Source organism: Pseudomonas sp. FFUP_PS_473 (assembly GCF_002858665.1).
In the GTDB taxonomy this organism is placed as follows: domain Bacteria; phylum Pseudomonadota; class Gammaproteobacteria; order Pseudomonadales; family Pseudomonadaceae; genus Aquipseudomonas; species Aquipseudomonas defluvii.
Genome location: NZ_PJQQ01000008.1, coordinates 60,655 through 84,409, shown reverse-complemented (window position 1 = coordinate 84,409; position 23,755 = coordinate 60,655). Strand labels below are relative to the sequence as shown.

17 protein-coding genes and 1 pseudogene are annotated in these 23,755 nt (G+C 60.7%); 10 read left to right on the top strand and 8 right to left on the bottom strand.

Annotated features, from left to right (window positions below):
• Window positions 1–32: 32 nt before the first annotated feature.
• Together CYD26_RS07645 and CYD26_RS07640 are read right to left on the bottom strand one after the other, a co-directional pair.
• Window positions 33–1,424, bottom strand: a complete 1,392-nt coding sequence (locus tag CYD26_RS07645) for an FAD-dependent oxidoreductase (RefSeq protein ID WP_102052279.1) — start codon at window positions 1,422–1,424, stop codon at window positions 33–35.
• 19 nt (window positions 1,425–1,443) lie between these two features.
• Window positions 1,444–2,760, bottom strand: coding sequence for an MFS transporter (locus tag CYD26_RS07640; RefSeq protein ID WP_102052278.1), 1,317 nt, complete (start codon window positions 2,758–2,760; stop codon window positions 1,444–1,446).
• A gap of 286 nt (window positions 2,761–3,046) precedes the next feature.
• On the opposite strand from CYD26_RS07640, the gene CYD26_RS07635 reads away from it, so the two are divergent.
• Window positions 3,047–3,958: a LysR family transcriptional regulator gene (locus CYD26_RS07635; RefSeq protein ID WP_102052277.1), complete on the top strand. Its 912-nt coding sequence runs from the start codon at window positions 3,047–3,049 to the stop codon at window positions 3,956–3,958.
• A gap of 197 nt (window positions 3,959–4,155) precedes the next feature.
• Here CYD26_RS07635 and CYD26_RS07630 read toward each other — a convergent pair whose 3' ends face one another.
• The gene (locus CYD26_RS07630; RefSeq protein WP_102052276.1) at window positions 4,156–5,439 is read right to left on the bottom strand and encodes a Zn-dependent hydrolase; all 1,284 of its coding nucleotides are present in this window, start codon (window positions 5,437–5,439) and stop codon (window positions 4,156–4,158) included.
• Window positions 5,440–5,484: 45 nt separating this feature from the next.
• Window positions 5,485–6,972 (bottom strand): NCS1 family nucleobase:cation symporter-1, encoded by a 1,488-nt coding sequence (locus CYD26_RS07625; protein WP_102052275.1) that lies wholly within the window; start codon window positions 6,970–6,972, stop codon window positions 5,485–5,487.
• Between the two features lie 588 nt (window positions 6,973–7,560).
• Between CYD26_RS07625 and hydA the strand changes: the two genes are divergently transcribed.
• From hydA to CYD26_RS07605, 4 genes are all read left to right on the top strand, one after another.
• A complete protein-coding gene (hydA, locus tag CYD26_RS07620; RefSeq protein WP_102052274.1) occupies window positions 7,561–9,000 on the top strand; it encodes a dihydropyrimidinase in 1,440 nt (479 codons plus the stop codon).
• A 66-nt stretch (window positions 9,001–9,066) separates the two neighbouring features.
• Entirely contained in the window at window positions 9,067–10,434 is a 1,368-nt protein-coding gene (locus tag CYD26_RS07615) for an NAD(P)-dependent oxidoreductase (protein WP_102052273.1), read from the top strand.
• Window positions 10,435–11,709 carry an NAD-dependent dihydropyrimidine dehydrogenase subunit PreA gene (gene preA, locus CYD26_RS07610; RefSeq protein ID WP_102052272.1) on the top strand — a complete coding sequence of 425 codons (1,275 nt, stop codon included), beginning with the start codon at window positions 10,435–10,437 and terminating at the stop codon, window positions 11,707–11,709.
• A gap of 162 nt (window positions 11,710–11,871) precedes the next feature.
• Window positions 11,872–12,258, top strand: a complete 387-nt coding sequence (locus CYD26_RS07605) for a DUF2784 domain-containing protein (RefSeq protein ID WP_102052271.1) — start codon at window positions 11,872–11,874, stop codon at window positions 12,256–12,258.
• Window positions 12,259–12,264: 6 nt separating this feature from the next.
• Here CYD26_RS07605 and CYD26_RS07600 read toward each other — a convergent pair whose 3' ends face one another.
• Window positions 12,265–13,458, bottom strand: coding sequence for a sugar transporter (locus CYD26_RS07600; RefSeq protein ID WP_102052270.1), 1,194 nt, complete (start codon window positions 13,456–13,458; stop codon window positions 12,265–12,267).
• A gap of 395 nt (window positions 13,459–13,853) precedes the next feature.
• Here CYD26_RS07600 and CYD26_RS07595 point away from each other — a divergent pair, with 395 nt between their 5' ends.
• From CYD26_RS07595 to CYD26_RS07585, 3 genes are all read left to right on the top strand, one after another.
• The gene (locus CYD26_RS07595) at window positions 13,854–14,465 is read left to right on the top strand and encodes a DUF4157 domain-containing protein (RefSeq protein WP_083199920.1); all 612 of its coding nucleotides are present in this window, start codon (window positions 13,854–13,856) and stop codon (window positions 14,463–14,465) included.
• 143 nt (window positions 14,466–14,608) lie between these two features.
• Window positions 14,609–15,655 carry a class I SAM-dependent methyltransferase gene (locus tag CYD26_RS07590; protein ID WP_102052269.1) on the top strand — a complete coding sequence of 349 codons (1,047 nt, stop codon included), beginning with the start codon at window positions 14,609–14,611 and terminating at the stop codon, window positions 15,653–15,655.
• A gap of 248 nt (window positions 15,656–15,903) precedes the next feature.
• Entirely contained in the window at window positions 15,904–18,405 is a 2,502-nt protein-coding gene (locus CYD26_RS07585) for a LysM domain-containing protein (RefSeq protein WP_102052268.1), read from the top strand.
• 51 nt (window positions 18,406–18,456) lie between these two features.
• On the opposite strand, the gene CYD26_RS07580 is transcribed toward CYD26_RS07585, so the two are convergent.
• Window positions 18,457–19,461, bottom strand: coding sequence for an SUMF1/EgtB/PvdO family nonheme iron enzyme (locus CYD26_RS07580; protein ID WP_256587978.1), 1,005 nt, complete (start codon window positions 19,459–19,461; stop codon window positions 18,457–18,459).
• Window positions 19,462–19,563: 102 nt separating this feature from the next.
• A complete protein-coding gene (locus CYD26_RS07575) occupies window positions 19,564–20,529 on the bottom strand; it encodes a bile acid:sodium symporter family protein (protein ID WP_102052267.1) in 966 nt (321 codons plus the stop codon).
• A gap of 92 nt (window positions 20,530–20,621) precedes the next feature.
• Between CYD26_RS07575 and CYD26_RS07570 the strand changes: the two genes are divergently transcribed.
• On the top strand, window positions 20,622–21,440 hold the full coding sequence (locus tag CYD26_RS07570) for a helix-turn-helix domain-containing protein (RefSeq protein WP_102052266.1): 819 nt from the start codon (window positions 20,622–20,624) through the stop codon (window positions 21,438–21,440).
• Window position 21,441: 1 nt separating this feature from the next.
• On the opposite strand, the pseudogene thpR reads toward CYD26_RS07570, so the two are convergent.
• Window positions 21,442–21,987 (bottom strand): annotated as a pseudogene (gene thpR / locus CYD26_RS07565) (RNA 2',3'-cyclic phosphodiesterase).
• 336 nt (window positions 21,988–22,323) lie between these two features.
• Here thpR and CYD26_RS07560 point away from each other — a divergent pair.
• On the top strand, window positions 22,324–23,676 hold the full coding sequence (locus CYD26_RS07560; protein ID WP_102052265.1) for a PAS domain-containing methyl-accepting chemotaxis protein: 1,353 nt from the start codon (window positions 22,324–22,326) through the stop codon (window positions 23,674–23,676).
• The last annotated feature ends 79 nt before the right edge of the window (window positions 23,677–23,755 follow it).

Here is a 23,755-nt window from a genome sequence, read left to right as displayed (position 1 = left end):
GCCCTCTTTGCCGCAATCGACAAAAAATCGCCTCAACCCTTGTCGGCCTTGCCAGCCGCTGCAGCAAACCTGGCCAGGTGCACATCCAGGCGGCGGGGTCGGCGCCCATGGTCTTCGGCCTGCTCCTTGCGCCGGATCGCATTGCGCACCATCAACGACCCCAGGTAACGGATCGGTTCAGGTGGAAAATAGCCCAACGGGCCATTGACCAGCGGCGAGCGCGTCCAGGGGTTGTCGAGCCCCAAAACCAATGAGGACAGAATCTGCCCGCCCATATGGCAAGGCCCCACCCCACTCCCGGAGTAGCCAAAGCCGTAGAACACCTGGCCCTCGCCCTGCAATCGGCCAAAAAACGGCAAGCCGGTGACCGAGCGGTCAGAAGGACCGTTCCAGGTCGCCGCGATCCGTGCGTCGGCCAATGCCGGGAAAAACTCGCCAAGGCTTCGCCGCAACAACGGCTCGTAAGGCGACGGCTGATCGAACACCGGCAGCATTTTTCCGCCATAAGCAAAGGTATTACCGCCTTTGCCAAGCATCAGCCGGCCATCCGGGGTGTTGTGGTAGTAATGCACGAAAATCCGCGAATCCAGCACACTGATACCTGTGCTCAAGCCCATCTGTTCGAGTAACTGTGGGTAGGGCTCAGTGATGATCATGTCACTGGAGACAATCGCTACGCTGCGTTCGAACTGTGGGAACGCCCGTGCCATCCAGGCATTCAAGGCCAGCACCACACGGTCGGCGTGTACCGTACCGTGGGCGGTCTGTACCTGTGATTGTCGCCCCTGCTGCAGGCCGGTCATCGCAGTCTGTTCGTGGATACGAATGCCCCGCTGCAGCGCGACCCGGCGCAAACCACGTACCAGTTTACCGGGCTGAACCGTTGCTGCCGCCGGCGAGAACCACCCCTCCAGGTGCTTGTGCGAACCTGCCAGGCGCTGCACCTGCGCCAATGGCAAACGCTGGAACGAGTTCACGCCCTGGCGCTCCAGCGCGGCGATCACACGGTCTGTCGCCCCCACTTGAGCGGAGTTGGTGGCGGTGTACAGGGTGCCATCCAATCGGTAGTCGGCGTCGATACCATGGGCAGTACAGTAGTCGCCGATAGCCCGAATACTCTGTTCCGACTCCCGGACCAGGCGCACCGCCTCCTGAACCCCAAACAGCCGCTCCAGCGTGAAATACTTGGCCGACCAGGACAAGGCACAGCCACCATTGCGCCCGCTGGCACCTGCGCCGCAGGTATCCGCCTCAATCAGCAGGATATCCAGCGTCGGCTGTTGCTCCTTGAGCATCAGCGCGGTCCACAAACCGGTGTAGCCGCCGCCGACGATGCATACATCGCAACGGCTGTCACCGGCCAGCGGCGCACAAGGCGCCGCCTCTTCCTGGTCCAATGCCTGCTGTAACCAGAACGGCCTCATTGTGTGTCTCCTTGTCGACTCAGGTGCGCATTGGCTTGATTGCCATTGATGTGTTCGGTGCGACGGCTGCCGTATCGGCCAGGCTGGCCGGGCGGCTGTTCCAATGCGGTACCAGTACCAGCGCCGAGAACAAGGCGCAGCCAGCAAACACAATGAACACCGTGACCGTGTCGAAGTAGCCCGGCAGCAGGCCGCCAAGAATGGCCCCCACCGAGCCACAGCCATTGACGAAACCAGCAGCAGTGGCGCCCGCTTTGGCGGTACCGAAGTCAATTGCGGCGGCGCCGCTGATCATCGAATCCGGCCCATATAGGGTCAGGCCCATGACAAACAACAAGGCCACGACCAACATCACGCTGCCGGTGTGCATCGCCCCCATGAACAACCCCAGCGTCACGGTCAACACCAGCAGGCTGAGTACACAGGCGGGCATACGCCGGGCGCCAAACAGTTTGTCCGAGGCCAGACCAATCATGATCGGCCCGAGCAAGCCGGCCAGTTCAAACGCAGTAGGCACGATGGCCGCGCCAACCTTTCCCAGCGACGGCATTTGCTCGAAGACGATGACCGGCCCCCAGAGCAGAATCGCGTAGCGCGCCGGCTTCAACATGAAATAGGCCAGGCCCAGGGTGAGCACCGTGCGGTTGCGCAGAATCTCGCGTAGAGGTGCCCAGACGCTGCACAGGGTGGTACCAGGCACCATGCTTTCCGGCTCCGGCTCAACCGCCGGCAAGCCAACGTCCTCGGGCTTGTTGCGCTGCAGGAAGAAGAACAGCACTGCCACCACAGCGACCACCGCAGCACTGGAGAAAAACGCAGCGTGCCAGCTGCCAATCAGCGTGTACGCCCACCAGCCGGCAAACGGCGAGGCGACCAGGCCGCCGAAGGCGTAGCAAGAGCTCCACAGCCCCAGTACACGGCCGCGCTGAACCGCCGGGAAGAAGCTGCCAATGTTCTTGCACAGCCCTGCCCAGCCGGTGGATTGCGCCAAGCCCTGAATCAGCATGCAGGTGGCGAAAATCGGGAACGTCGCATAACTCCCCATGACCACCGCCGCGGCGGCCGAAATCACCAGGCCGCCCAATACCACCACCCTGGGACCAAAGCGGTCGGCGAGCATGCCCCAGGTGAACTGGCCGACGGCATAGGCCGTCAGGTAGATCGCATCGAGGTTGGCCATGGCCATTTTGTCGAGGGTGAAGCTGGGGTCTTCGCCAATGCCCAGTTTGGCCACCGAGAAAGCCTTGCGGGTGAAATAGAACGCCGCATAGGCCAACCAGGTGATGGCGAAGATCTGCATGCGCCAACGTTTGATGCTTGCGATGTGTTTATTCATGGTGAATCTGACCTCGGAATCTGAGTGTGCCGGCAGAATTGGGAAAAAACGCCTGTCTTGTTCTTGTGTTGCGCACTGCGTGACGGCCAAGCAAGGCCATCACCTGGTCAGATGGATCCCGGGGATACGCGGTTGTTGTTTGCGCTGTCGTCCAGAGCCCATGGCCCGGGACACACTCGAACGAATGTTGCCCGCGGGCTGAGAGCGATGGAAACAATTACTGACTGATAAAGAAAATCGATTTATCGTATTTCAAATATAAGCTCAGCTTGTAACAGGTGCCGCCATGTCCGTTTCACACGCTCAACTCAAGGCTTTCCACGCGGTTGCGCTGCACGGCAGCTTCACCCGTGCCGCCGAACGATTATTCCTCACTCAGCCAGCGATCTCCGATCAGGTGCGCAAACTGGAGGAGCGTTTCGGCATCCTGCTGTTCCACCGCAACAAACGCTCGGTGCAACTGACCGATCTGGGTGAGCGCCTGCTGGGCATCACCCAGCGTCTGTTTGCCTGCGAGGACGAAGCGCACGAACTGCTGCAGGATTCACGCGCGCTGCAAACCGGCACCCTGGTACTGGCGGTAGACGCCCCGGTACACGTACTGCCGCAGATCGCCCGGTTCTGCCAGCGTTACCCCGGCATCAGCGTGAAGATCGAGACGGGCAACACCGACGAGTCGCTGCTGCGCCTGTTCAACTACCAGGCCGACCTGGCCCTGCTGGGGCGCGATGTCGACGATCAACGGCTGCTCTGCGTGCCCTTGCGCGACGACCCGATGGTCGCCTTCGTTTCCCACCAGCACCCGTGGGCAAGCCGTGCCTCGATCAGCCTCCAGGACCTCGACGACACGCCCATAGTGCTGCGCGAACCGGGCTCGGTGACCCGGCAAACCCTGGAAGAAGAAATGCAACGCGCAGGCCTGCGCATTCGCCCGGCGATTCAGGTCGAAGGCCGCGAAGCGGCGCGGGAGGCTGTGGTGGTGGGCATTGGCGTCGGGGTGGTGTCGGCGGCCGAGTTCGGCGCCGATGCGCGGGTTTGTGCCCTGCCGATTGTCGACTGCCAACGACGCTTGACCGAAACCCTGGTGTGCCTGCGCGAACAGAGCTCACGGCGACTGGTGGCAACCTTTCTGCAGATGGTTCAGGAAAGCCTGGATGAAGACAACCTCATGACGCAAAGCCCGCGTTCGACGCCCTGAATTGCCCCTGTGGGACGTTGGCTTGCCAACGATACAGGCGCCACGCATTCACTGACGCCCCCTCGAAACCATCGCAGGCAAGCCCGTCACAGAACCCTGAAAGCGGTCAAAATAACAAGCTAGAATTTACTTTAAGTACAGGTATTTAATCTAATTAAAACAAGTAGATACCCTATACACATAATGTAAATTCGAGATCATGCCGCTTCCCGATCACGCGCTATGGCCTGCGCTGCCGACAACATCGCCCGCAGCAACACCGCACACCCATCGGCGAGGTCTTGCGGTGCGGCATTCTCGATTTCGTTGTGGCTGATCCCGCCTTCGCAAGGTACGAATATCATCCCGGCCGGCCCCAGTTCTGCCAGGAAGATCGCGTCATGCCCGGCACCGCTTACGATGTCCATGTGTGACAGGCCCAACCCCCTGGCGGCATTACGCACCGCCTCCACACAACGTTCATGGAAGTACAGGGGCGGGAAGTCGGCGGTCGGCGTCAGGGTGTAGCTCAGGCCATGCTGACGACAGGTGTCGGTGATCACGTCCTTGACCTGCGCGATCATCGACGCCAGGCGCTCGGGCTCCAGGTGACGGAAGTCCAGGGTCATGCGCACTTCGCCAGGAATGACGTTGCGCGATCCCGGGTAGGCCTGCAGGCACCCTACGGTGCCACAGGCATGCGGCTGGTGCTCCAGTGCCACGCGGTTTACCGCGGCCACCACAGCGCTTGCCCCCACCAGCGCATCCTTGCGCAGGTGCATGGGTGTCGGCCCGGCGTGGGCCTCGACCCCGCGCAGGTTAAGGTCAAACCACTTCTGGCCAAGGGCACCGAGCACCACGCCAATGGTCTTTTGCTGGTCTTCAAGTATCGGCCCCTGTTCGATATGCGCCTCAAAATAGGCGCCCACCGGGTGCCCGGTCACCGCACGCGATCCTGCGTAGCCGATGGCATTGAGTGCTTCGCCGACAGTGATGCCCTCGGCATCGGTCTTGGCCAGGGTTTCCTCAAGGGTGAACTTTTCGGCAAAGACGCCCGAACCCATCATGCACGGAGCAAAACGCGAGCCCTCCTCGTTGGTCCAGACCACCACCTCCAGTGGCGCTTCGGTCTCCACCTTCAGGTCATTGAGGGTGCGCAACACCTCGAGGCCCGCCATCACCCCGAAGCAACCATCGAACTTGCCGCCCGTAGGCTGCGTGTCGATATGGCTACCGGTCATCACCGGCGGCAGTGTCGGGTTGCGCCCTGGACGACGGGCAAAGATGTTGCCCACCGCATCCACCGTCACCGTACAACCGGCAGCCTGCGCCCACGTCACGAACAGGTCACGGGCCTGGCGGTCCAGGTCAGTCAGTGCCAGACGGCAAACGCCACCTTTGGCGGTGGCACCAAGCTGCGCCAGCTCCATCAGTGAACGCCAGAGTCGACCTCCGTCGACGTGGTGGAGGGTAGATTGCAGAACGTCCTGAGCTGTTTGCATGTGCATCTCCTGCATCAGTCAACGGGCCTCCACGGGCCTGAGGGTTTAAACGCTGGCTTTGACGCTCGCAGCGCGGTAAGCCTTGAGACTGCCAAGCATGTAGTAGATCAGCCCACCCAAGGCCGAACCGGTAAACCAGCCGTAATCATAGAACCAACTGAACGCCGTGCTGCCTAGCGACAACAGGGTCAGGGCCACGGGCACACCGAAGGCCACGAAACCGGCCAGGTTCCAGGCGGGATACACGTCGTCGCGGTAGAGGCCAGCCAGGTCCAGGGTCTGCCGACGAATCAGGAAATAGTCCACCACCATGATTCCGGCAATCGGCCCCAGCAGGCTGGAGTACCCCAGCAGCCAGTTGGAATAGACCGACTCCAGGCTTACGTCAGAGACGATCAGGCCGAGCTTTTTCAGCAACTCATGGGCCATCAGCAACAGCCCGACCACGCCGGTCAGCATGACGGCACTGGTGCGGCCGATCCATTTTGGCGCCAGGTTCTGGAAGTCGTTGGTCGGCGAAACAATGTTTGCAGCCGTGTTGGTCGACAGCGTGGCGATGATGATCAGGGCCATCGCCAAGGCAACCCACAGCGGGTTCTGGATGTGCCCGATCAGGCTGACCGGGTCAGACACCGTTTCCCCTACCAGCGATGCCGATGCGGCCGTCAGTACAACCCCCAGGGCGGCGAAGAGGAACATGGTCAGCGGCAAACCGATGATCTGCCCGACGATCTGGTCCTTCTGGCTTTTCGCGTAGCGGCTGAAGTCAGGGATGTTCAGCGACAAGGTGGCCCAGAAGCCGACCATGGCTGTCAGTCCGGCGAGAAAGTAACCGGTCACGCTCGCGCCTTCCGGGCGTTTCGGCGGTTGCGCCATCAGTTCGCTGATGGAAACGTTCGGCAAGGCCCAGAACAGCAACCCAGCCCCCACCAGCATCAGCAATGGAGCCGAGAGGGTTTCCAGCCATTTGATCGACTCGGCACCGCGCAACACCACCCACAGGTTCAAGGTCCAGAACAGCAGAAAGCCGATCACCTCACCGGTGCCGCCCAAGGCTTTCCATTCGGGCGAGATCGCGCCAAAAAACAGGTGGATAGCCAGGCCGCCGAACATCGTCTGGATGCCAAACCAGCCACACGCCACCAAGGCACGGACCAGGCACGGCACGTTGGAGCCGATGATGCCGAATGAAGAGCGCAACAACACCGGAAAAGGGATGCCGTATTTGGTCCCGGGAAAGGCATTGAGTGTCAGTGGGACCAGCACCACGACGTTTGCCAGCAGGATCGCCAGCAACGCCTCCCCAACCGTCAGACCGAAGTAGGCGGTCAACACACCGCCCAAGGTGTAGGTCGGCACGCAGATCGACATGCCGACCCACAGCGCAGTGATATGCCATTTGTTCCAGGTGCGCTCGTGGACTTTGGTCGGCGCAATATCGTGGTTGTACCGGGGGCTCTCGAGAACATCACTGCCGGCGTCGAGCTCGAACAAGCCGTCGCGTTCGCTCACTTGCGATTTGATCTGCTGCATGGCCGCTCCACTGTTGTTCTGATTGTCTGCACATCGTGACGATGGCTGGAGTTCTTGCACTTGCATTGAACAATCGCGGCTCCGGCCAACGCACAGCGGCGGCAAACAATAAGCGTGCCGAAACAGGCGACGGCGGCTGCGATTGTGTTGAAACCGGCGTACAACGCCGCTTTCCCGGCACCGACAGCACCGATGGACGCACCCCGGCGGCGACTGGGTTCACGGTCACCTGACGCAGGTACGCCCCTGGGGAACCAAAGGGGTGCAGGGAATATTTTTGGGTGATTGCCATAGGCCCGCACCTGTCCCGGTCAAACCGCTGATTTCCCATGAGAAATCTTGACCATTTCGGCTTTCTGTCAAGTGCGTCAATTTGGTGAGCGCCTGCACCAATTTGTTGATTTTGTATTTTTATCCTTAAAAATCAGTAGCTTGAATTAGGAATAAGCTTATTAGAAATATTCTTGCCCAATCGAAAAAGCACAACTAGATTCAATTTCTGACAGCAGTGGCAGGATTCTGCCAGCAGCGTCCCGTGGCACAAAACGTAGAACCGGAACACCGGTCAAGCCTGTGAGGAGCTTCGCTATGACGTTGTTGATCCGTGGCGCCACCCTGATTACCCATGAAGAGCGATACAGGGCTGATGTGCTCTGCGCTGACGGCCTGATCAAGGCCATTGGCGACAACCTCGAGGTCCCCACTGGCTGCGAGGTACTCGACGGCAGCGGCCAGTACCTGATGCCGGGCGGCATCGACCCGCACACCCACATGCAATTGCCCTTCATGGGCACCGTGGCCAGCGAGGACTTTTTCAGCGGCACCGCCGCAGGCCTCGCCGGGGGGACCACGTCAATCATCGATTTCGTCATTCCCAACCCGCAGCAGTCGCTGCTCGAAGCCTTCCACCAGTGGCGTGGCTGGGCCGAGAAGTCCGCCGCCGACTACGGCTTCCATGTCGCAATCACCTGGTGGAGCGAACAGGTACGGGAGGAAATGGGCGAACTGGTTCAACAGCACGGTGTGAACAGTTTCAAGCACTTCATGGCCTACAAGAACGCGATCATGGCCGCCGACGATACCCTGGTAGCCAGTTTCGAGCGCTGCCTGGAACTGGGCGCGGTGCCTACCGTGCATGCCGAGAATGGCGAACTGGTCTACCACCTGCAACGCAAGCTGCTGGCCCAGGGCCTCACCGGCCCCGAGGCGCATCCCTTGTCGCGGCCATCGCAGGTCGAAGGTGAGGCGGCCAGCCGCGCGATCCGTATCGCCGAAACCCTCGGTACGCCGTTGTACCTGGTGCATGTCTCGACCCGCGAGGCACTCGACGAAATCAGCTACGCCCGGGCCAAGGGCCAGCCGGTGTACGGCGAGGTACTGGCCGGGCACCTGCTGCTGGATGACAATGTGTACCGCCACCCGGACTGGCAGACGGCCGCCGGCTACGTAATGAGCCCACCGTTCCGCCCAATCGGCCACCAACAGGCGCTGTGGCAAGGCCTGCAATCAGGCAACCTGCACACCACCGCCACCGACCATTGCTGCTTCTGCGCCGAGCAGAAAGCCGCCGGGCGCAACGATTTCAGCAAGATCCCCAATGGCACGGCCGGCATTGAAGACCGCATGGCCGTGCTTTGGGATGAAGGGGTCAACAGCGGCAAGCTGTCGGTGCACGACTTCGTCGCCCTGACCTCGACCAACACCGCGAAGATCTTCAACCTCTTCCCGCGCAAGGGTGCCCTGCGCGTCGGCGCCGATGCCGACCTGGTGCTCTGGGACCCGGAAGGCACGCGGACCATTTCGGCCAAGACCCATCACCAGAACGTCGACTTCAACATTTTCGAAGGCAAGACCGTGCGCGGCATACCCAGCCACACCATCAGCCAAGGCCGCGTGGTCTGGGCCGACGGTGACTTGCGCGCCGAGCGCGGTGCCGGGCGCTACCTCGAACGGCCCGCCTACCCTGCGGTATTCGACCTGTTGAGCAAGCGTGCCGAATTGCATAAGCCGAGCGCCGTGAAACGCTGAAAGCAAGGCCGTGACGCTGCTCCACTGGTCGTAGTGACTCTAACAATCAGAACAGAGGCCACCACCGTGATCGACTCCTTGAATCACCTCCCCCGCCCCGGCGTCGATAACGCCACCCTGGCCGAGCGTTTCAGCGACCTGGCGCCGCCGCTCAATGCCCGCCAGGCTGCGCTGGAAAGCGCACGCTGCCTGTATTGCTACGATGCGCCGTGCGTCAACGCCTGCCCCAGCGAAATCGACATCCCCGCCTTTATCCGCAACATTCATCAGGACAACCTCCAGGGCGCGGCCGAGAAAATTCTCTCGGCCAACATTCTCGGTGGCAGCTGCGCGCGGGTCTGCCCGACCGAGGTGCTGTGCGAGCAAGCCTGTGTGCGCAACCATCATCAGGAATGCGCGCCTGTGTTGATCGGCTCGCTGCAGCGCTACGCCCTGGACCACGCTGACTTCGACGCCCACCCGTTCCAGCGCGCGCCCGTTACCGGCAAGCGCGTCGCGGTGGTCGGTGCCGGCCCGGCCGGGTTGGCCTGTGCCCATCGGCTGGCCTGGCATGGCCACGACGTGGTGATCTTCGAGGCACGGCCCAAGGCCGGAGGGCTGAACGAGTACGGGATCGCCAAGTACAAGCTGGTCGACGACTTCGCCCAGCGCGAACTGGCGTTCGTGCTGCAGATTGGCGGCATTGAAATACGCCATGGTCAGGTACTGGGCGACAACCTGAGCCTGTCGGATCTGCGCCAACAGTTCGATGCGGTGTTCCTTGGCCTTGGCCTGAACGCCAGCCGTCAACTCGGCCTGGCCAACGAAAACGCGCCGGGGTTGCTCGCCGCCACCGACTACATCCGCGAACTACGCCAGGCCGACGACCTGAGCCAACTGCCACTGGCCGAGCGCTGCATCGTGCTCGGTGCCGGCAATACCGCCATCGACATGGCCGTGCAGATGGCCCGCCTGGGTGCTCGTGAGGTCAATCTGGTGTACCGCCGTGGCTACCCGGACATGGGCGCAACGGCACATGAACAGGACATCGCCAAGGCCAATCAGGTGCGTCTGCTGACCTGGGCACAACCCGACGAAGTCCTGCTGGATGAACAGGGTCGGGTGCGCGGCATGCGCTTTGCTCGTACCCACCTGGACGAAGGTCGCCTGCAGCCTACAGGGGAAACCTTCGAACTGGCCGCCGATGCCATCTTCAAGGCCATCGGCCAGACCTTCGATGAACACGCCCTGAACGACGCCAGCGGGCAACTCCTGGCCCGCGACGGCGACCGCATTCGCGTCGATGAACAGATGCGCACCAGTCTCCCCGGTGTGTATGCCGGTGGTGACTGTACCCAACTCGGGCAGGACCTCACCGTCCAGGCCGTGCAGCACGGCAAGCTGGCAGCCCAGGCCATTCACGCCCAACTGATGACCCATGTGGAGGCCGCATAAATGGCAGACCTGTCGATCGAATTCGCGGGCATCAAAGCGCCCAACCCTTTCTGGCTGGCCTCCGCCCCGCCCACCGACAAGGCCTACAACGTGGTCCGGGCGTTTGAGGCCGGCTGGGGTGGCGTGGTCTGGAAGACCCTTGGCGAAGACCCGGCTGCGGTCAACGTGTCGTCACGTTACTCGGCGCACTATGGCGCCAACCGCGAGGTTATCGGGATCAACAACATCGAATTGATTACCGACCGCTCACTGGACATCAACTTGCGCGAAATCACCCAGGTCAAAAAGGACTGGCCCGACCGCGCCCTGATCGTGTCGTTGATGGTGCCTTGTGTCGAGGCATCCTGGAAAGCCATCCTGCCGCTGGTGGAAGCCACCGGCGCTGACGGTATCGAGCTGAACTTCGGTTGCCCCCACGGCATGCCTGAGCGTGGCATGGGGGCGGCAGTCGGCCAGGTGCCGGAGTACGTCGAGCAGGTTACCCGCTGGTGCAAGACCCACAGCAAGCTGCCAGTGATCGTCAAACTCACGCCGAACATCACCGATATCCGCCAATCGGCACGTGCGGCCTACCGTGGCGGCGCCGACGCGGTGTCATTGATCAACACCATCAACTCCATCACCAGTGTCGACCTGGAGCGCATGGTCGCCCTGCCCATTGTCGGGAATCAGAGTACCCATGGCGGTTACTGCGGCTCGGCGGTGAAACCGATTGCCCTGAACATGGTCGCCGAAATCGCCCGAGACCCGGCCACCCAGGGCCTGCCGATCAGCGGCATCGGTGGTATCGGCAGCTGGCGCGATGCGGCCGAGTTCATCGCGCTGGGCTGTGGTTCAGTACAGGTCTGCACCGCCGCCATGCTGCATGGCTTTCGAATCGTCGAAGCCATGAAGGACGGCCTTTCACGCTGGATGGACAGCCAGGGTTATCACACGTTGCGGGATTTCAGCGGGCGGGCCGTCGGCCACACCACCGACTGGAAGTACCTGGACATCAACTACCAGGTCATCGCCAGGATCGACCAGCAGGCCTGCATCGGCTGCGGGCGCTGCCATATCGCTTGCGAAGACACCTCGCACCAGGCCATCGCCAGCCTGAAACAGCCCGATGGCAGCCACCGCTACGAGGTGATCGACGCCGAATGCGTAGGCTGCAACCTCTGCCAGATCACCTGCCCGGTGCAGGACTGCATTGAGATGGTCGCGCAGGATAACGGCAAACCCTTCCTCGATTGGCAGCATGACCCGCGCAACCCCTATCACGTAACACCTTGAAGGGCATCTCAGCGATCAGGGGCCAGCCGCAGCCGCGGCTGGCCGTCACTCATGTGAACAGGCGCAGCCCCAGCGGCCCCGTTAAAATAAAACTGCGGCCCGTAATGGCAGCTGGATTATCCTGCTGCGTAACAGGGACCGTAAGCCGATTCAGGAGTGATCATGTTGTACCGTCTGGGCGCCGATGGTTTGGTGCTGTTTCATCTGCTGTTTATTCTTTTTGTGCTCTTTGGCGGACTGCTGGTTCTCAAGTGGCGCCCGCTGATCTGGTGCCACGTGCCGGCCATTGCCTGGGGCGCAGCGGTCGAAGGCTTTCATTTGACCTGCCCCCTGACCGCCTGGGAAAACGCCTTGCGCCAGGCCGCCGGCAGTTCGGGCTACAGCGGCGGGTTTATTGATCACTATGTCTGGCCGTTGATCTACCCGGCCGGGCTGACCGCCTCGATCCAGATCGTACTGTGTGCCGTGGTGCTGCTGGTCAACGGCCTGGTCTACTGGTGGGTATTGACCCACTGGCGTACTACCCGGCGAGTACGCAACAGCTACTGAGCCACTCTACTGCGAAACAACCTTGGCCGGCGCGCTGTAGCGGTAGGTGGTCACCACGCACACCAACAGTGCAGCACCGGCCAGCAGACCACCGACGACGCCGATGTGAGCCACACCCACGTGGCTGATCACCACGCTACCGAGCAAGGCTCCACCACCGATACCGATGTTGTAGATCGCCGAATGCAGCGACATCGCCACGTCGGTGGCATCCGGCGCCAGGTTCAGCACTTTGGCCTGCATCACCAGCCCGAAACACATGATGGCCACGCCCCACAGTACGCACAGCGCGCCCAGCGCCAATACCTCACCGGAGAGGGGCAACAACAGCGCCAGGCACAGCGCCAGTGCAGCGATTGAGGCCATCAGCAAACCGCGAGGGAAGCGGTTGTTGTAGCGGCTGAACAGCAACGAACCGAACAACCCCGCACCACCGAACAGCAATAACAGCAAGGTGGTCACCTCGCCGCTCATGGCCGCCACGACGTCGACAAACGGCTCGATGTAACTGTAAGCGGTAAACTGGGCGGTAATCACCATTGCGGTCAGCACATAGAGCGACACCAGCGCCGGCCGCTTGAACAGCACCGGCAGGCTTCGCAGCGAGCCGGAATTCTGGCTGGGCAGCAACGGCAAGGACTTGGCCAGGCACAGCATGGTTAACCCGGACACCCCGGCAATCGCCATGAAGGTCATCCGCCAACCCAGCGCCTCGCCCACCACCCGCCCGAGCGGAATGCCCAACACCATCGCCAGTGTTGTGCCGGTCGCCAGCAGGCCGAGTGCCTGCACCTGCTTGCCCGGCGGCGCCACGCGCACGGCCAGCGAGGCGGTGATCGACCAGAACACAGCGTGCGCCAACGCAATACCGATGCGGCTGAGCAGCAACATGCCAAAGCTCCAGGCCATGCTGGACAGCACATGGCTGGCAATGAACAGGACAAACAGCAGAACCAACAGCTTGCGCCGCTCGATATTGCGCGTAAGCAGCATCATCGGCAGCGAGGTCAACGATACGACCCAGGCATAGACCGTCAGCATCAGGCCGACCTGAGCGGTCGACAGTTCAAAGCTCGCGCCGATGGCGCTCAGCAGGCCGACCGGAACGAACTCGGTGGTGTTGAAAATAAAAGCCGCCAGGGCCAGCGCAATCACGCTCAACCAACTACCGGCACGCGTATCCGTGGGTGTATTTGTCAAAAGATGGGCAACGCTCTGGGAGCACACCGCCTACAGGGGCCGCTGCCGGGCTGGTCTAGAACCAACCCGGCACCTGTACGGGCACTCGAAACTCAAATTCATACGCAAAAGACCTGCGCAGGCTATCGCCACCCAAGGGCGCAGCCCTGGGTAAAGCGAGCAGTCAACAGATCATTATGAGTATGGAGGGTGCGGCCTGATGCCCGGGATTCTACGCCGCCCCCCTGCGCTGAACAACACGGCCGTCGGCAGCGCCATGGAACGCGGGCCCCAGGCCTCGGCGAACACAGGTGATAACTGCGGGCCGACAACGCAACTTACCGCCTTCTCAATGGTCGAACAGTCGCTAGAATCCACCGCCCTTATTGCCGATCAGCCTTGGTTCCAGACCCCTCATGCCAGCCGCTTCCTTGCGTACACTGGGCCGTTCGATGGCCCTGAGCATTACCCTGTGCAGCCCCCTGCTCGCCTCTGGCGCCACCACACAATGCCCCACCGGCCAGTACCAGGTGTGCATGGGCAGCTGCTTCTGCGCGCCGGTCAGCCAAACAGAGATCGGTACCGTCTTTGCGCAAGTCGGCCAAATAGCGGCTACCGGCCTTGCCGGATGGATCAAGCAGTCGCGCAATTCAGCCGCTGCGGGTGATGTTCAGCCGATTCCGCTGAACATCCGTGTGCAACTTGAACCCTACTACGACTTCCAGGTCCTCGACAGCGCCCGCTACAAGGTCGGCGATACCCAGGAGCTGAACGCCGCCAATGCCATGCTGCAAAACCCGGACGTGAATGCCGTGACCTTGATGGACATCATCGTCTTTCGCCATGAGCAGGACGCCCTGAACAACGTCGCCCTCTGGGCCCATGAGCTCAAGCATGTGCAGCAGTACCAGCAATGGGGCGTCGATGACTTTGCCGCCCGCTACACCCGTGATTACGACGCGGTGGAAGCGCCGGCCTACAAGATCCAGGCCGATGTTGCCAAGGCACTCGGCAAACACGGCTCATAGCCAGCACGGGGCTGGAGCCGAACGGATCACCGTCACTACGGTGCGGAACTATACTTAAAGCCTCACTCCCGATGTAACGGCCGGAGGTCACCGACCTGGTCGGTGCCTGCGTTGATAGTGGTCTTCTGAAAGGAGTACACACCATGGACGAGGCCAAACTGAATGACTTCATGGGCAAGCTGGTGACCGACATGGGCGCCGCTGCAATGCTTGCCAACGTAATTCTTGGCGAAGAGCTGGGCCTGTATCGGGCCATGGCCGACAGCCAACCCACCACCCCTGAAGCGCTGGCCAGCAAAACCGGTTGCAATGCCCGGTTGCTGCGCGAATGGCTGAGTGCTCAAGCGGCGTCAGGCTACATGGAGTATGCCGAGGGCCAGTTCCGCCTGCCTGAAGAGCAGGCCATGGCCCTGGCAATAGAGGACTCGCCGGTGTACGTCGCCGGTGGCGCCGTGGTGATTTCAGCGTTGTTCCACGACAAGGACAAGCTGGTAAAAGCCATGCGTGGTAACGGTGCCCTGCCATGGGGCGAGCACCATACCTGCATGTTCAGCGGCACCGAGCGTTTCTTCAGGCCCGGCTACCGTGCGCACCTGGTCGCGGAGTGGCTGCCCGCGCTGGACGGCGTCGTCGAAAAATTGCGTGCAGGCGCCAAGGTGGCCGATGTCGGCTGCGGGCATGGCGCCTCGACCGTGATCATGGCCCAGGCCTTCCCGGCGTCGCGGTTTACCGGCTTCGACTACCACGCGCCGTCCATTGCCACGGCAACACAGCGCGCAGTGGAAGGCGGTGTGGAAGATCGCGTGCAGTTCATCCAGGCCAGCGCCAAGGACTATCCCGGCGCGGACTACGACCTGATCTGCTACTTCGACTGCCTGCATGACATGGGCGACCCCGTGGGGGCTGCCCGGCATGCCCGGGCAACACTGAAACCGGACGGCACCGTGTTGCTGGTCGAGCCCTACGCCAACGACACCCTGGAAGAGAACAGCAACCCGGTGGGCCGGCTGTTCTACGCCGCCTCGACCTTTATCTGCACGCCCAACTCCTTGTCCCAGGAGGTCGGCCTGGGCCTGGGTGCGCAGGCCGGAGAGGCACGCTTGCGCAAGGTGTTCAACGAGGCGGGATTCAGCCGGTTCCGCCGCGCAACGGAAACTCCCTTCAACCTGATCCTGGAAGCCCGTGTGTAAGGGCTGCGAACGCAGAGCGGTAGTAGTCGGCATTGCTGGCGATCGGTGTATCGCCGGCAATGCTGCCGCTTACACGGGAGACAGTCCAGATGACGTGCTCGATTTTTCGGAGAGATATGTCGCAGCACTAGGAATGGTCCTACATTGGTTTTCATAGGCATTTGTTAGCGTCACAACCTTCATCGCTGTGCGCACTCAGGGCTGCGGGTTGGCCATGAGAGCCGCTAACGTACAAGGACGACAAACAGATGCTGGTTAACACCTACACCGTCAAAGCCGGCGACACGCTAGTGCTCATCGCCCAGCAGAATGGGTCTAGCGTGCCAGAGGTACTGGCGCTCAACCCCATCATCAAGGATCCCGATGTGATCAAGGTGGGCTGGCAACTGAACCTGCCTGCTACGCCTTCGCGTCCGCGGTTGCCCCCGCGCATGCACGCGGACAGCCAGACCTGCCTTTCCATTGAAGGCAGTATCGAATGCAAGGAAGAGCTGGTTGATGTGGTCCATGTGACAGGCTCGCCGCACCTGTGCGTGTTGACCGCCCCGCAGGCCAAGGCCCTGAAACAGGAAGTCGCCTTCGTTCGCGAGCTGATGGACGAACTGCACGAAACGCTGGCAGCCGCCCAGCCCGTCAGCCACTGCGCCCGCATCGAAGTGCCTTATGCCGCGTGCACTTGCACCCGTTGCGTCAAGGAGGACTGGACGCTCAAGGCCGAAGCCGCAGGCGTGCTCACCCGTGACGCCCCGGCCGAACCTGCTGAGCCGAGCACACCAACGCCGACGACCGAGGAAGATCTGTCCGGGCAACTCCGTACCCTGCAGGAAGCCCGCGACTGGTACCAACGCTATGAGCCCAGCCTGTTCTCGGGCAGCCGCAGCGAAAGCAACTGGGAACAACTGCAGCAGCAGAAAGTGCAGGATATCGACGCGCAAATCACCGAGCTGCGCACGCAATTGGCCGCCCAGCGCAAGGCCCAGGCTGAAGCCAGCAGCACCCGTTCCACGGCGGCCATGCCCGACCTCAAACACGGTAAAGGCCGTGAGCGAAGAGCAGAACAAGGGCATCAACAGCGCACCGGCATCCATGTGGTGGAAGTGATCCTGTTCAGCGACCCGAGCCGTCGCTACTACATTCGAACAGTGTTTCATGAGCGCATCGACTGGAAAGTGCGCATCAGCACGCAGACTCTTGCCAGTAAACCCTTCAACAAGCAGTTGGCCGGTGAGCTGATCAAGGACATTCAGTCGGCGATCAGCACCAGCCGTAAATCAGGGCCACTGGGTAGCCTGGAGGCCAAGCTGGCCTCGTGGAGCAGTGACAAGGACAACCTGCTCAATACCCTGCACCAGGAAGTGTCCTGGACCTCCAACGCCACCGATGCGGCCCGCTACGCCGTCTCGGCCGACGCCCAGGCCTTGCGCTTCGCCGCCAGCGCCAGTGCCGGTATCAATAGCTGGAACCCGGCGCAGGGGCTGATCGATGTCGGGGTCAAGGGCACGGCCGAATTTTCCCTGGCTGACGCAGCGGTGTCCTTCAACAGCTACTTTCCCAGCCAGGGCGGCTACCTGGCCAGCATGACCTACCGCAACGGCGAGGGTAAGACCGTGCGCCACCCCCTGGGCGTGTTCCGCCTGAGCGGCCGGCTGGAGCTGAGCTGCTTTGTGGGCACGCAGTTACAGGGGGAAGCGGCAACAAAGACACAGTACAAACCCCGCGAGCAGCCCGCGGGCGCAACGGCCTTGCTCGGCACGCCAACCCTGGACGTCGGCAAAAGTGGCTACATCGGAGTCAAAGGCACCGCGTTCGCCGGCGCCCAAACCGGTGGCGCCCTCACCGGCAACTTTCAATGGATCGAACCCGACCTGCAAGGCATTGGCAACATCGAGCCCGGTCAGGCGAATGCCAGCAGCAACTGGGTGGATCTGGCGCAGATCAAGGCGGAGGGGAATGTTGCGTTGGGGGCTGGGGTCAGTGGTGAGTTTGGTATTGAAATTGCGAAGAACCGACTGGCTATACGCTGCAGTGGTTCGCTGGTACTGGGGCCAGGGGCCGGAGGCGGCTTCACTGCCGTAGTCGACGTGGAACTGACCGGGAAACTGGCCTTATTGTTTTGCAAGGCATTGGCTGAGGTGGATTATCGGTATCTACTCGGAATTAGCACTGAAGCCTTTGGCTTTATGTATAAAGCGCTCTACCATGCCGCGACCAACCCAGTAGAAACCGCTCAGACGGTATTCAATTTCGGTGCAAACGAAATGGCTATTTGGTGGAAAAATCGACAAGCGACTCTGAGTGAAGCAGATGCACTAGTAGAACACCTGCTGACACATCGTGCTGTTTTAGTGGGCAAACAGTACCTCTCAATTGACTTACTGCCGCCGGAAACTATTGGCCCAATGGTTTATCTTTTGTCTGAGAGTCTCGTCTGGAGTTTCAACGAGAGGCGGGAGCATGCGTTGATTTTACTGCTTTCTGGCGTCCGCAGCTGGCGACACTTCATTGAAGTGCTGGAGCACTGCGACTCCAAAGCCCAAAAAGTAAATGCCATGGAGAGTCTAGCGCGTATCAACACGTTACTCGATGGCAGCGAGCAAAACCTATTCAATCGTTTCATTGATGGATTAGCCATTAACCCAAAATCCGGACGCAGTGAAAAGCGCATGGCCTGGATGCCGAGCCCTTTTAGCACCAAGCAAGATATCCTGTTGGCCGCGCAACGTAGCGGGAAATTTACCGGATTGGTCTAGGGACTAAAGCCAACAAGGGCGTATCATCACGCCGTTATTTTCTGTTTTGACTCACAAGGGTTGATCGGTTTGTATGGAGCAACGAAATCCATAGCCAGGTACGTAACCTATTTTAAAAGGGTCCGCAGCCCATCGCCGGACAGTACTTGCTGTAAGGGGTGGGCTTTCCGAAAAAGACGATCCCCTGTGAATTTTTAGGGTTCCCTTATCTGGTCCTTTCGGGTTCTTCAATGGTGAATGTCTATAATAGTCTTCGTCATACCAGTCATTTACCCAATCTACGGCATTGCCTGATAGATTATAAATGCCCAGCGGATTGGGCGCGAAGCGGTCTACGGCAAAGGTTTGGTCGCCCCCTCGAAGTGGAAAGTTACGCCCGTAATTCAAACTGCCATTATCGGTAGAAAAGTGCACATGCTGACCACGGCTGCGAGCGGCATATTCCCATTGCGCTTCGGTGGGTAGGTCTACGGGATAACCACTCAAATCACCTAGCCAGTTACAATAACCTTTGGCTTCATCCCAGCTTTTTGGGGGAGCAGGGTTACTAGGCTCATACAAATCCTGTACGTCTTCACGTTTACGGTTGTCCGCGTCATACAGCGGTTTGCCTTGGGCAATAAAAAACAGATCGAAATCGTGAATCGTGGTCTGGAATTTCGAAAAATAGTAACCGCTCAATTTAACCGGATGAACAAAATCATCATCCCCGTCCATGCTGATATTGCACAACTGGGCTGGCTCAACCCCGCACGGCCACTCACACATATCATGCGGATTATCATCACACTTCCAGCCAAAATCCCCCATCTGAAACTCGCCGCCTTCGACAAACACCATATTGTCCAGCGACTGCACCACGGTATTGAGCAGTTGGGTGCGTATGTCGGTGGACAGCTTCGGGTAGGTCTGGTCGATGGTCGTCGCGATCTGCGCGACTTTTTCTGCGGAGAGTTTTTCGCTCTTGGGCAATGACAGGGATTGGGCCTGGCAGCCGGTCAGCAACAGCAGAACCGCAGCGGGAAACAGCAAGCGAACAGTGGGCAGACAGAGCACAGCAGTATCCCCATGGGCCGATAGCCCGAAAAGCTTGAACGCTAGCAGATCCACCTGCAGGCTGGCTGTAGGACCGTTCTGAAATCAACAACTCGACCCGTATCAACCCACGCGACGCGCATAACGTTGTGCCAAGACCGCGCAAACCATCAACTGGATCTGGTGAAAGATCATCAGCGGCAGGATTACCGCGCCAATGCCACCCCCGGCAAACAAAACCTGAGCCATTGGCACACCGGTGGCCATGCTTTTCTTTGAGCCGGCAAAGAGGATGGTGATGCGATCCTCCAGGTTGAAGCCCAGCCAACGGCCCAATGCCTGGGTGCACCACAGCACTGCGGCCAGCAGTACGCAACACGCCACCGTCAGGCCCAACAGTCGTGAGAACGCGACGGACTGCCAGAGCCCGCTGACCACCGCATCGCTGAAGGCGGTATAGACCACCAGCAAAATCGAGCCCTGGTCCACGGTTTTCAGCCACGTAGCGTTACGCATCACCCAGGCGCCAATCCAGCGTCGGGCCAGTTGCCCGGCCACGAAGGGCACCAGCAGTTGCAGAACAATCTTCAACAACGCATCGAGGCTGGAAGCCCCCTCGCCCTCCACCCCCATCAACAGCACCACCAGCACAGGCGTCAGTACGATACCCAGCAAGCTCGATGCGGCGGCGCTGCAGATTGCCGCCGGAATATTGCCACGGGCCAGTGCGGTAAAGGCGATGGCCGACTGCACCGTCGCAGGCAAAGCACAGAGGTACAGCACGCCCAGGTACAGCTCATCGCCAACCAGTGGCAGGAACAGCGGTTTGAGTGCCAGCCCCAGCAGCGGGAACATCACGAAGGTGCACCCAAACACCAGCAGGTGCAGACGCCAGTGCCCTGCCCCGGCCACGACCGCCGCTCGGGAAAGCTTGGCCCCGTGCAGAAAGAACAGCAGGGCGATGGCCAGGTTGGTCAACACGCCAAACACCAAGGCGCCCTGCCCCTCGCATGGCAACAGCGTGGCGACGAGGATCACCGCGAGCAGCGCAAGGGTGAAATTATCGAACAACACACGTAACGACTTCATCGGACGTCCTGGCAAATGAGGTTAGGCTTGAAGCTTGCCGGGCGAGACGATACGGTCTGTGGCCCATTCCGACTAACGCCAGAACGCTGCCAGTGTCGCCAAACGGACAACACGCAATACGCCCCACACAACGCCTCGCCGCGCTCAAGCGGCTGCCGCGGCCGGTGTACGGCCATGCACACGCATTACCCAACATTGCGCTCGGCTACGCCCATCGCCACCCGTGGGCGCAGTTGTCCCATGCCATCAGTGGCGTGTTGGAAGTGCATACCGAACACGCGTTCTACGTCGTACCGCCACACCGCGCGGTATGGATACCCGCCAATACCGTGCATCGGGTGACCTGCACGTCGGGCACCTGTATTCGCAGCCTGTACGTGGACCAAGCTGCCAACTGCAGGCGTACCACCGACTGCCGCGTACTGGGCATCAACCCGCTGCTACGCGAACTGATCTCCACCTTCAGCGCCCTACCGGTGGACTACGAACAACACGGCGCCGATGGTCGTCTGGTGCAGGTATTGCTGGATCAACTCGCCAGCGCGCCTGAGCAAGACATGCGTTTACCGCTGCCCGGCGATAAACGACTGCGTGGTTTGTGCCAGCGCTTGCAGGAGCACCCCGACGATGCAACAGGGCTCGCGACCTGGGCTTTCCAGCTGGGCGTTTCGGAGAAAACCCTCAGCCGAGTGTTCCGACGCGAGACGGGCCTGACCTTTCGTGCCTGGCGTCAGCGCCTGCGTATGCTGAGTGCGCTACCGGCACTGGAGCGTGGCGACCGCGTGACCGATGTGGCGCTGGCGTGCGGTTACGAGTCGTTGTCAGCATTCATTGCGGCTTTCGGTCAGCAGTTCGGCAGATCACCCGGCGAGTGGCTGCGAGGCAACACCAAGGCCGTGGCAGTACCCTGAGCTAGCCGCCTAAACGCCACTCGCCCACAGGTCGATATTGGCCTTTATGGGACTCGAACAACGTGAAATGGCCGGTGTTCAAATGAAAGTCCGGCGGCGCGCTGCTTTCCGGGACGGCAGTACGGTAGTCGCGCATCAGTGTCAGGTGCGGCCGGAAATCCTTGGGCAACTCAGTGAAGCCCAACGGCAACATGGCTTCCCGCAGGGCATAGACCAGTTGACGCAGCAGCAGCGGCGTCTGCACGGAAGTCAGCAAGAGCACACGGGACTGACGCCACACCTCCAGGCGATCAAGTGGCAGTGTCAAGTGCTGGCCTGCTCGCGCAACAGTCGCAGCCGCCGTACAGAGGGTAGGAACCTACGATACCGCAACGGCACCAAGAAATAGCAACGTGACGTGGAAATTGTCGACCGGCACCGGGCGCCCGCTGTCCACGTGGAGAGCACCGCGCCATTGAGCAATGGCTCGACGTTGTGCCGGCGCACAAGGCAAGGCGAAAAACAGGCGTTTGACGGGTTCACCCGGCTCACGCGATTCGTTGCGCATACACGCCTCCCTCTCGGCAGAGCCCTGTGACTGGCTAGAAAAGCAGAACACCTGCGCTTGCAATACCCCTTTAAAGCCTACGCCTAAAGCTCAATTTACGAGTCAAAACCTTTCGGATTCAATACCAGTGGCCCACGCAGATGCTTGCTGCTGCGCGTGGCCAGCACATGGCACGGGTGTGACCCACCAAGTGACTGCCTGGTGCAGCCAGGCACCTCACCCCAAAATACTTGTACATAGAATTACTTATGTACAAGTATTTGGTGCACAATGGTACGACAGTATCAAATTGCCTTCTGCGACTCTCACGCTACGCTTCTCTCTGGAACTCCCGGCATGTTCACACGTAAATCCACCCTTCTGAAAAACGCCCTGGATGCCTGCCAGCAGCGCCTGGCCGAGCGGAACGCCGAACACGAGGCCCTGCGCGGGTCGATGGCAATCATCGAATTCAGCACTAGCGGTGAAATTCTCGATGCGAACCCGTTGTTCCTCACCCTGATGGGGTACTCCCTGAGCGCCCTCATGGGCCGCCATCACCGCCTGTTCTGCACCAACGAGTATGCCAACAGCCCGCAATACGCGGCACTCTGGCGCCGCCTGCAACAAGGCGAGCCTGTCAGTGGTGAGTTCCAGCGCCTGTCGAGCACGGGGCGAGCGGTCTGGCTGGAGGCCACTTATCTGCCGGTTCGCGGCGCCAATGGCCAGGTTGAAAAAGTCATCAAAGTGGCCTCCGACATCACCGAAGGTACGCTGCGCAACCAGATGCACGCCAGCGTAATGGATGCGGTGAATCGCTCGATGGCAGTGATCGAGTTCGACCTGCAGGGCAAGGTGGTGAACGCCAACGATAACTTCCTGAAAACCATGGGATACCGCCTGGAAGAGATTCGTGGCAAACACCACAGCACCTTCTGCCTGCCCAGTGAAGTGCACGACGCCGCCTATAAAGATTTCTGGCTAGGCCTGTGCCGAGGTGAACCGCGTTCGGGGCTGTTCCAGCGCGTAGCCAGGCAAGGCCGACACGTCTGGCTACAGGCTACCTATAATCCGCTCTACGACGTCGACGGCAAGTTGTACGGGGTCATGAAACTGGCGAGCGACATCACTGAGAGAATCGAGCAGCGCCGGTCCGAGTCGCAGGCGGCGATGCTGGCCTTCGAAACCTCGCGTGAAACCAATGAGCATGCCAGTCAGGGCACGGCCGTGGTTGCCCAGGCGGTCAGCCGGGTACAGGACATTGCCGAGGAACTTCGGGAGGCCGCCGGCAACATCAATGCGCTGAGTCAGCTGTCCGAGGAAATTGGCAGCATTGTTGGCGCCATTCGCGCCATTGCCGAGCAAACCAACCTGTTGGCGCTCAATGCTGCCATCGAAGCGGCACGCGCCGGTGAACAGGGCCGCGGTTTTGCAGTGGTGGCCGACGAAGTACGCAACCTGGCGACACGCACCAGTACCTCCACCCTTGAAATCGGCGAGGTGGTGGCGCGCAGTCAGGCGCTTGCCCAGCAAGCAGTCAAAAGCATGCACGACAGCACCCTCAAGGCCGAACAAGGCCTGGCACTCGCAGAGGAAGCAGGCGCTGCCATGCAGGCGATTCACGTGGGTGCCAAACAGGTGGTCGAGGCCATTGGCCGCTTCTCGGATATCCTCGAGAGCGATCAGGGGGCGAAGGGTACCCAGCCCTGAATCAGCCAACCTGACTGAAATGTAATCACCTGCCCGATTGCGCTGTGGCATCGTAATGTCCATGGCGCCTGGCATCCGC

Bases quoted from the DNA above. Each gene is read 5' to 3' on its own strand.
- CYD26_RS07645 (WP_102052279.1), bottom strand. From the start codon at position 1,424: ATGAGGCCGTTCTGGTTACAGCAGGCATTGGACCAGGAAGAGGCGGCG.
- CYD26_RS07640 (WP_102052278.1), bottom strand. From the start codon at position 2,760: ATGAATAAACACATCGCAAGCATCAAACGTTGGCGCATGCAGATCTTC.
- CYD26_RS07635 (WP_102052277.1), top strand. From the start codon at position 3,047: ATGTCCGTTTCACACGCTCAACTCAAGGCTTTCCACGCGGTTGCGCTG.
- CYD26_RS07630 (WP_102052276.1), bottom strand. From the start codon at position 5,439: ATGCAAACAGCTCAGGACGTTCTGCAATCTACCCTCCACCACGTCGAC.
- CYD26_RS07625 (WP_102052275.1), bottom strand. From the start codon at position 6,972: ATGCAGCAGATCAAATCGCAAGTGAGCGAACGCGACGGCTTGTTCGAG.
- hydA (WP_102052274.1), top strand. From the start codon at position 7,561: ATGACGTTGTTGATCCGTGGCGCCACCCTGATTACCCATGAAGAGCGA.
- preA (WP_102052272.1), top strand. From the start codon at position 10,435: ATGGCAGACCTGTCGATCGAATTCGCGGGCATCAAAGCGCCCAACCCT.
- CYD26_RS07605 (WP_102052271.1), top strand. From the start codon at position 11,872: ATGTTGTACCGTCTGGGCGCCGATGGTTTGGTGCTGTTTCATCTGCTG.
- CYD26_RS07595 (WP_083199920.1), top strand. From the start codon at position 13,854: ATGCCAGCCGCTTCCTTGCGTACACTGGGCCGTTCGATGGCCCTGAGC.
- CYD26_RS07590 (WP_102052269.1), top strand. From the start codon at position 14,609: ATGGACGAGGCCAAACTGAATGACTTCATGGGCAAGCTGGTGACCGAC.
- CYD26_RS07585 (WP_102052268.1), top strand. From the start codon at position 15,904: ATGCTGGTTAACACCTACACCGTCAAAGCCGGCGACACGCTAGTGCTC.
- CYD26_RS07575 (WP_102052267.1), bottom strand. From the start codon at position 20,529: ATGAAGTCGTTACGTGTGTTGTTCGATAATTTCACCCTTGCGCTGCTC.
- CYD26_RS07560 (WP_102052265.1), top strand. From the start codon at position 22,324: ATGTTCACACGTAAATCCACCCTTCTGAAAAACGCCCTGGATGCCTGC.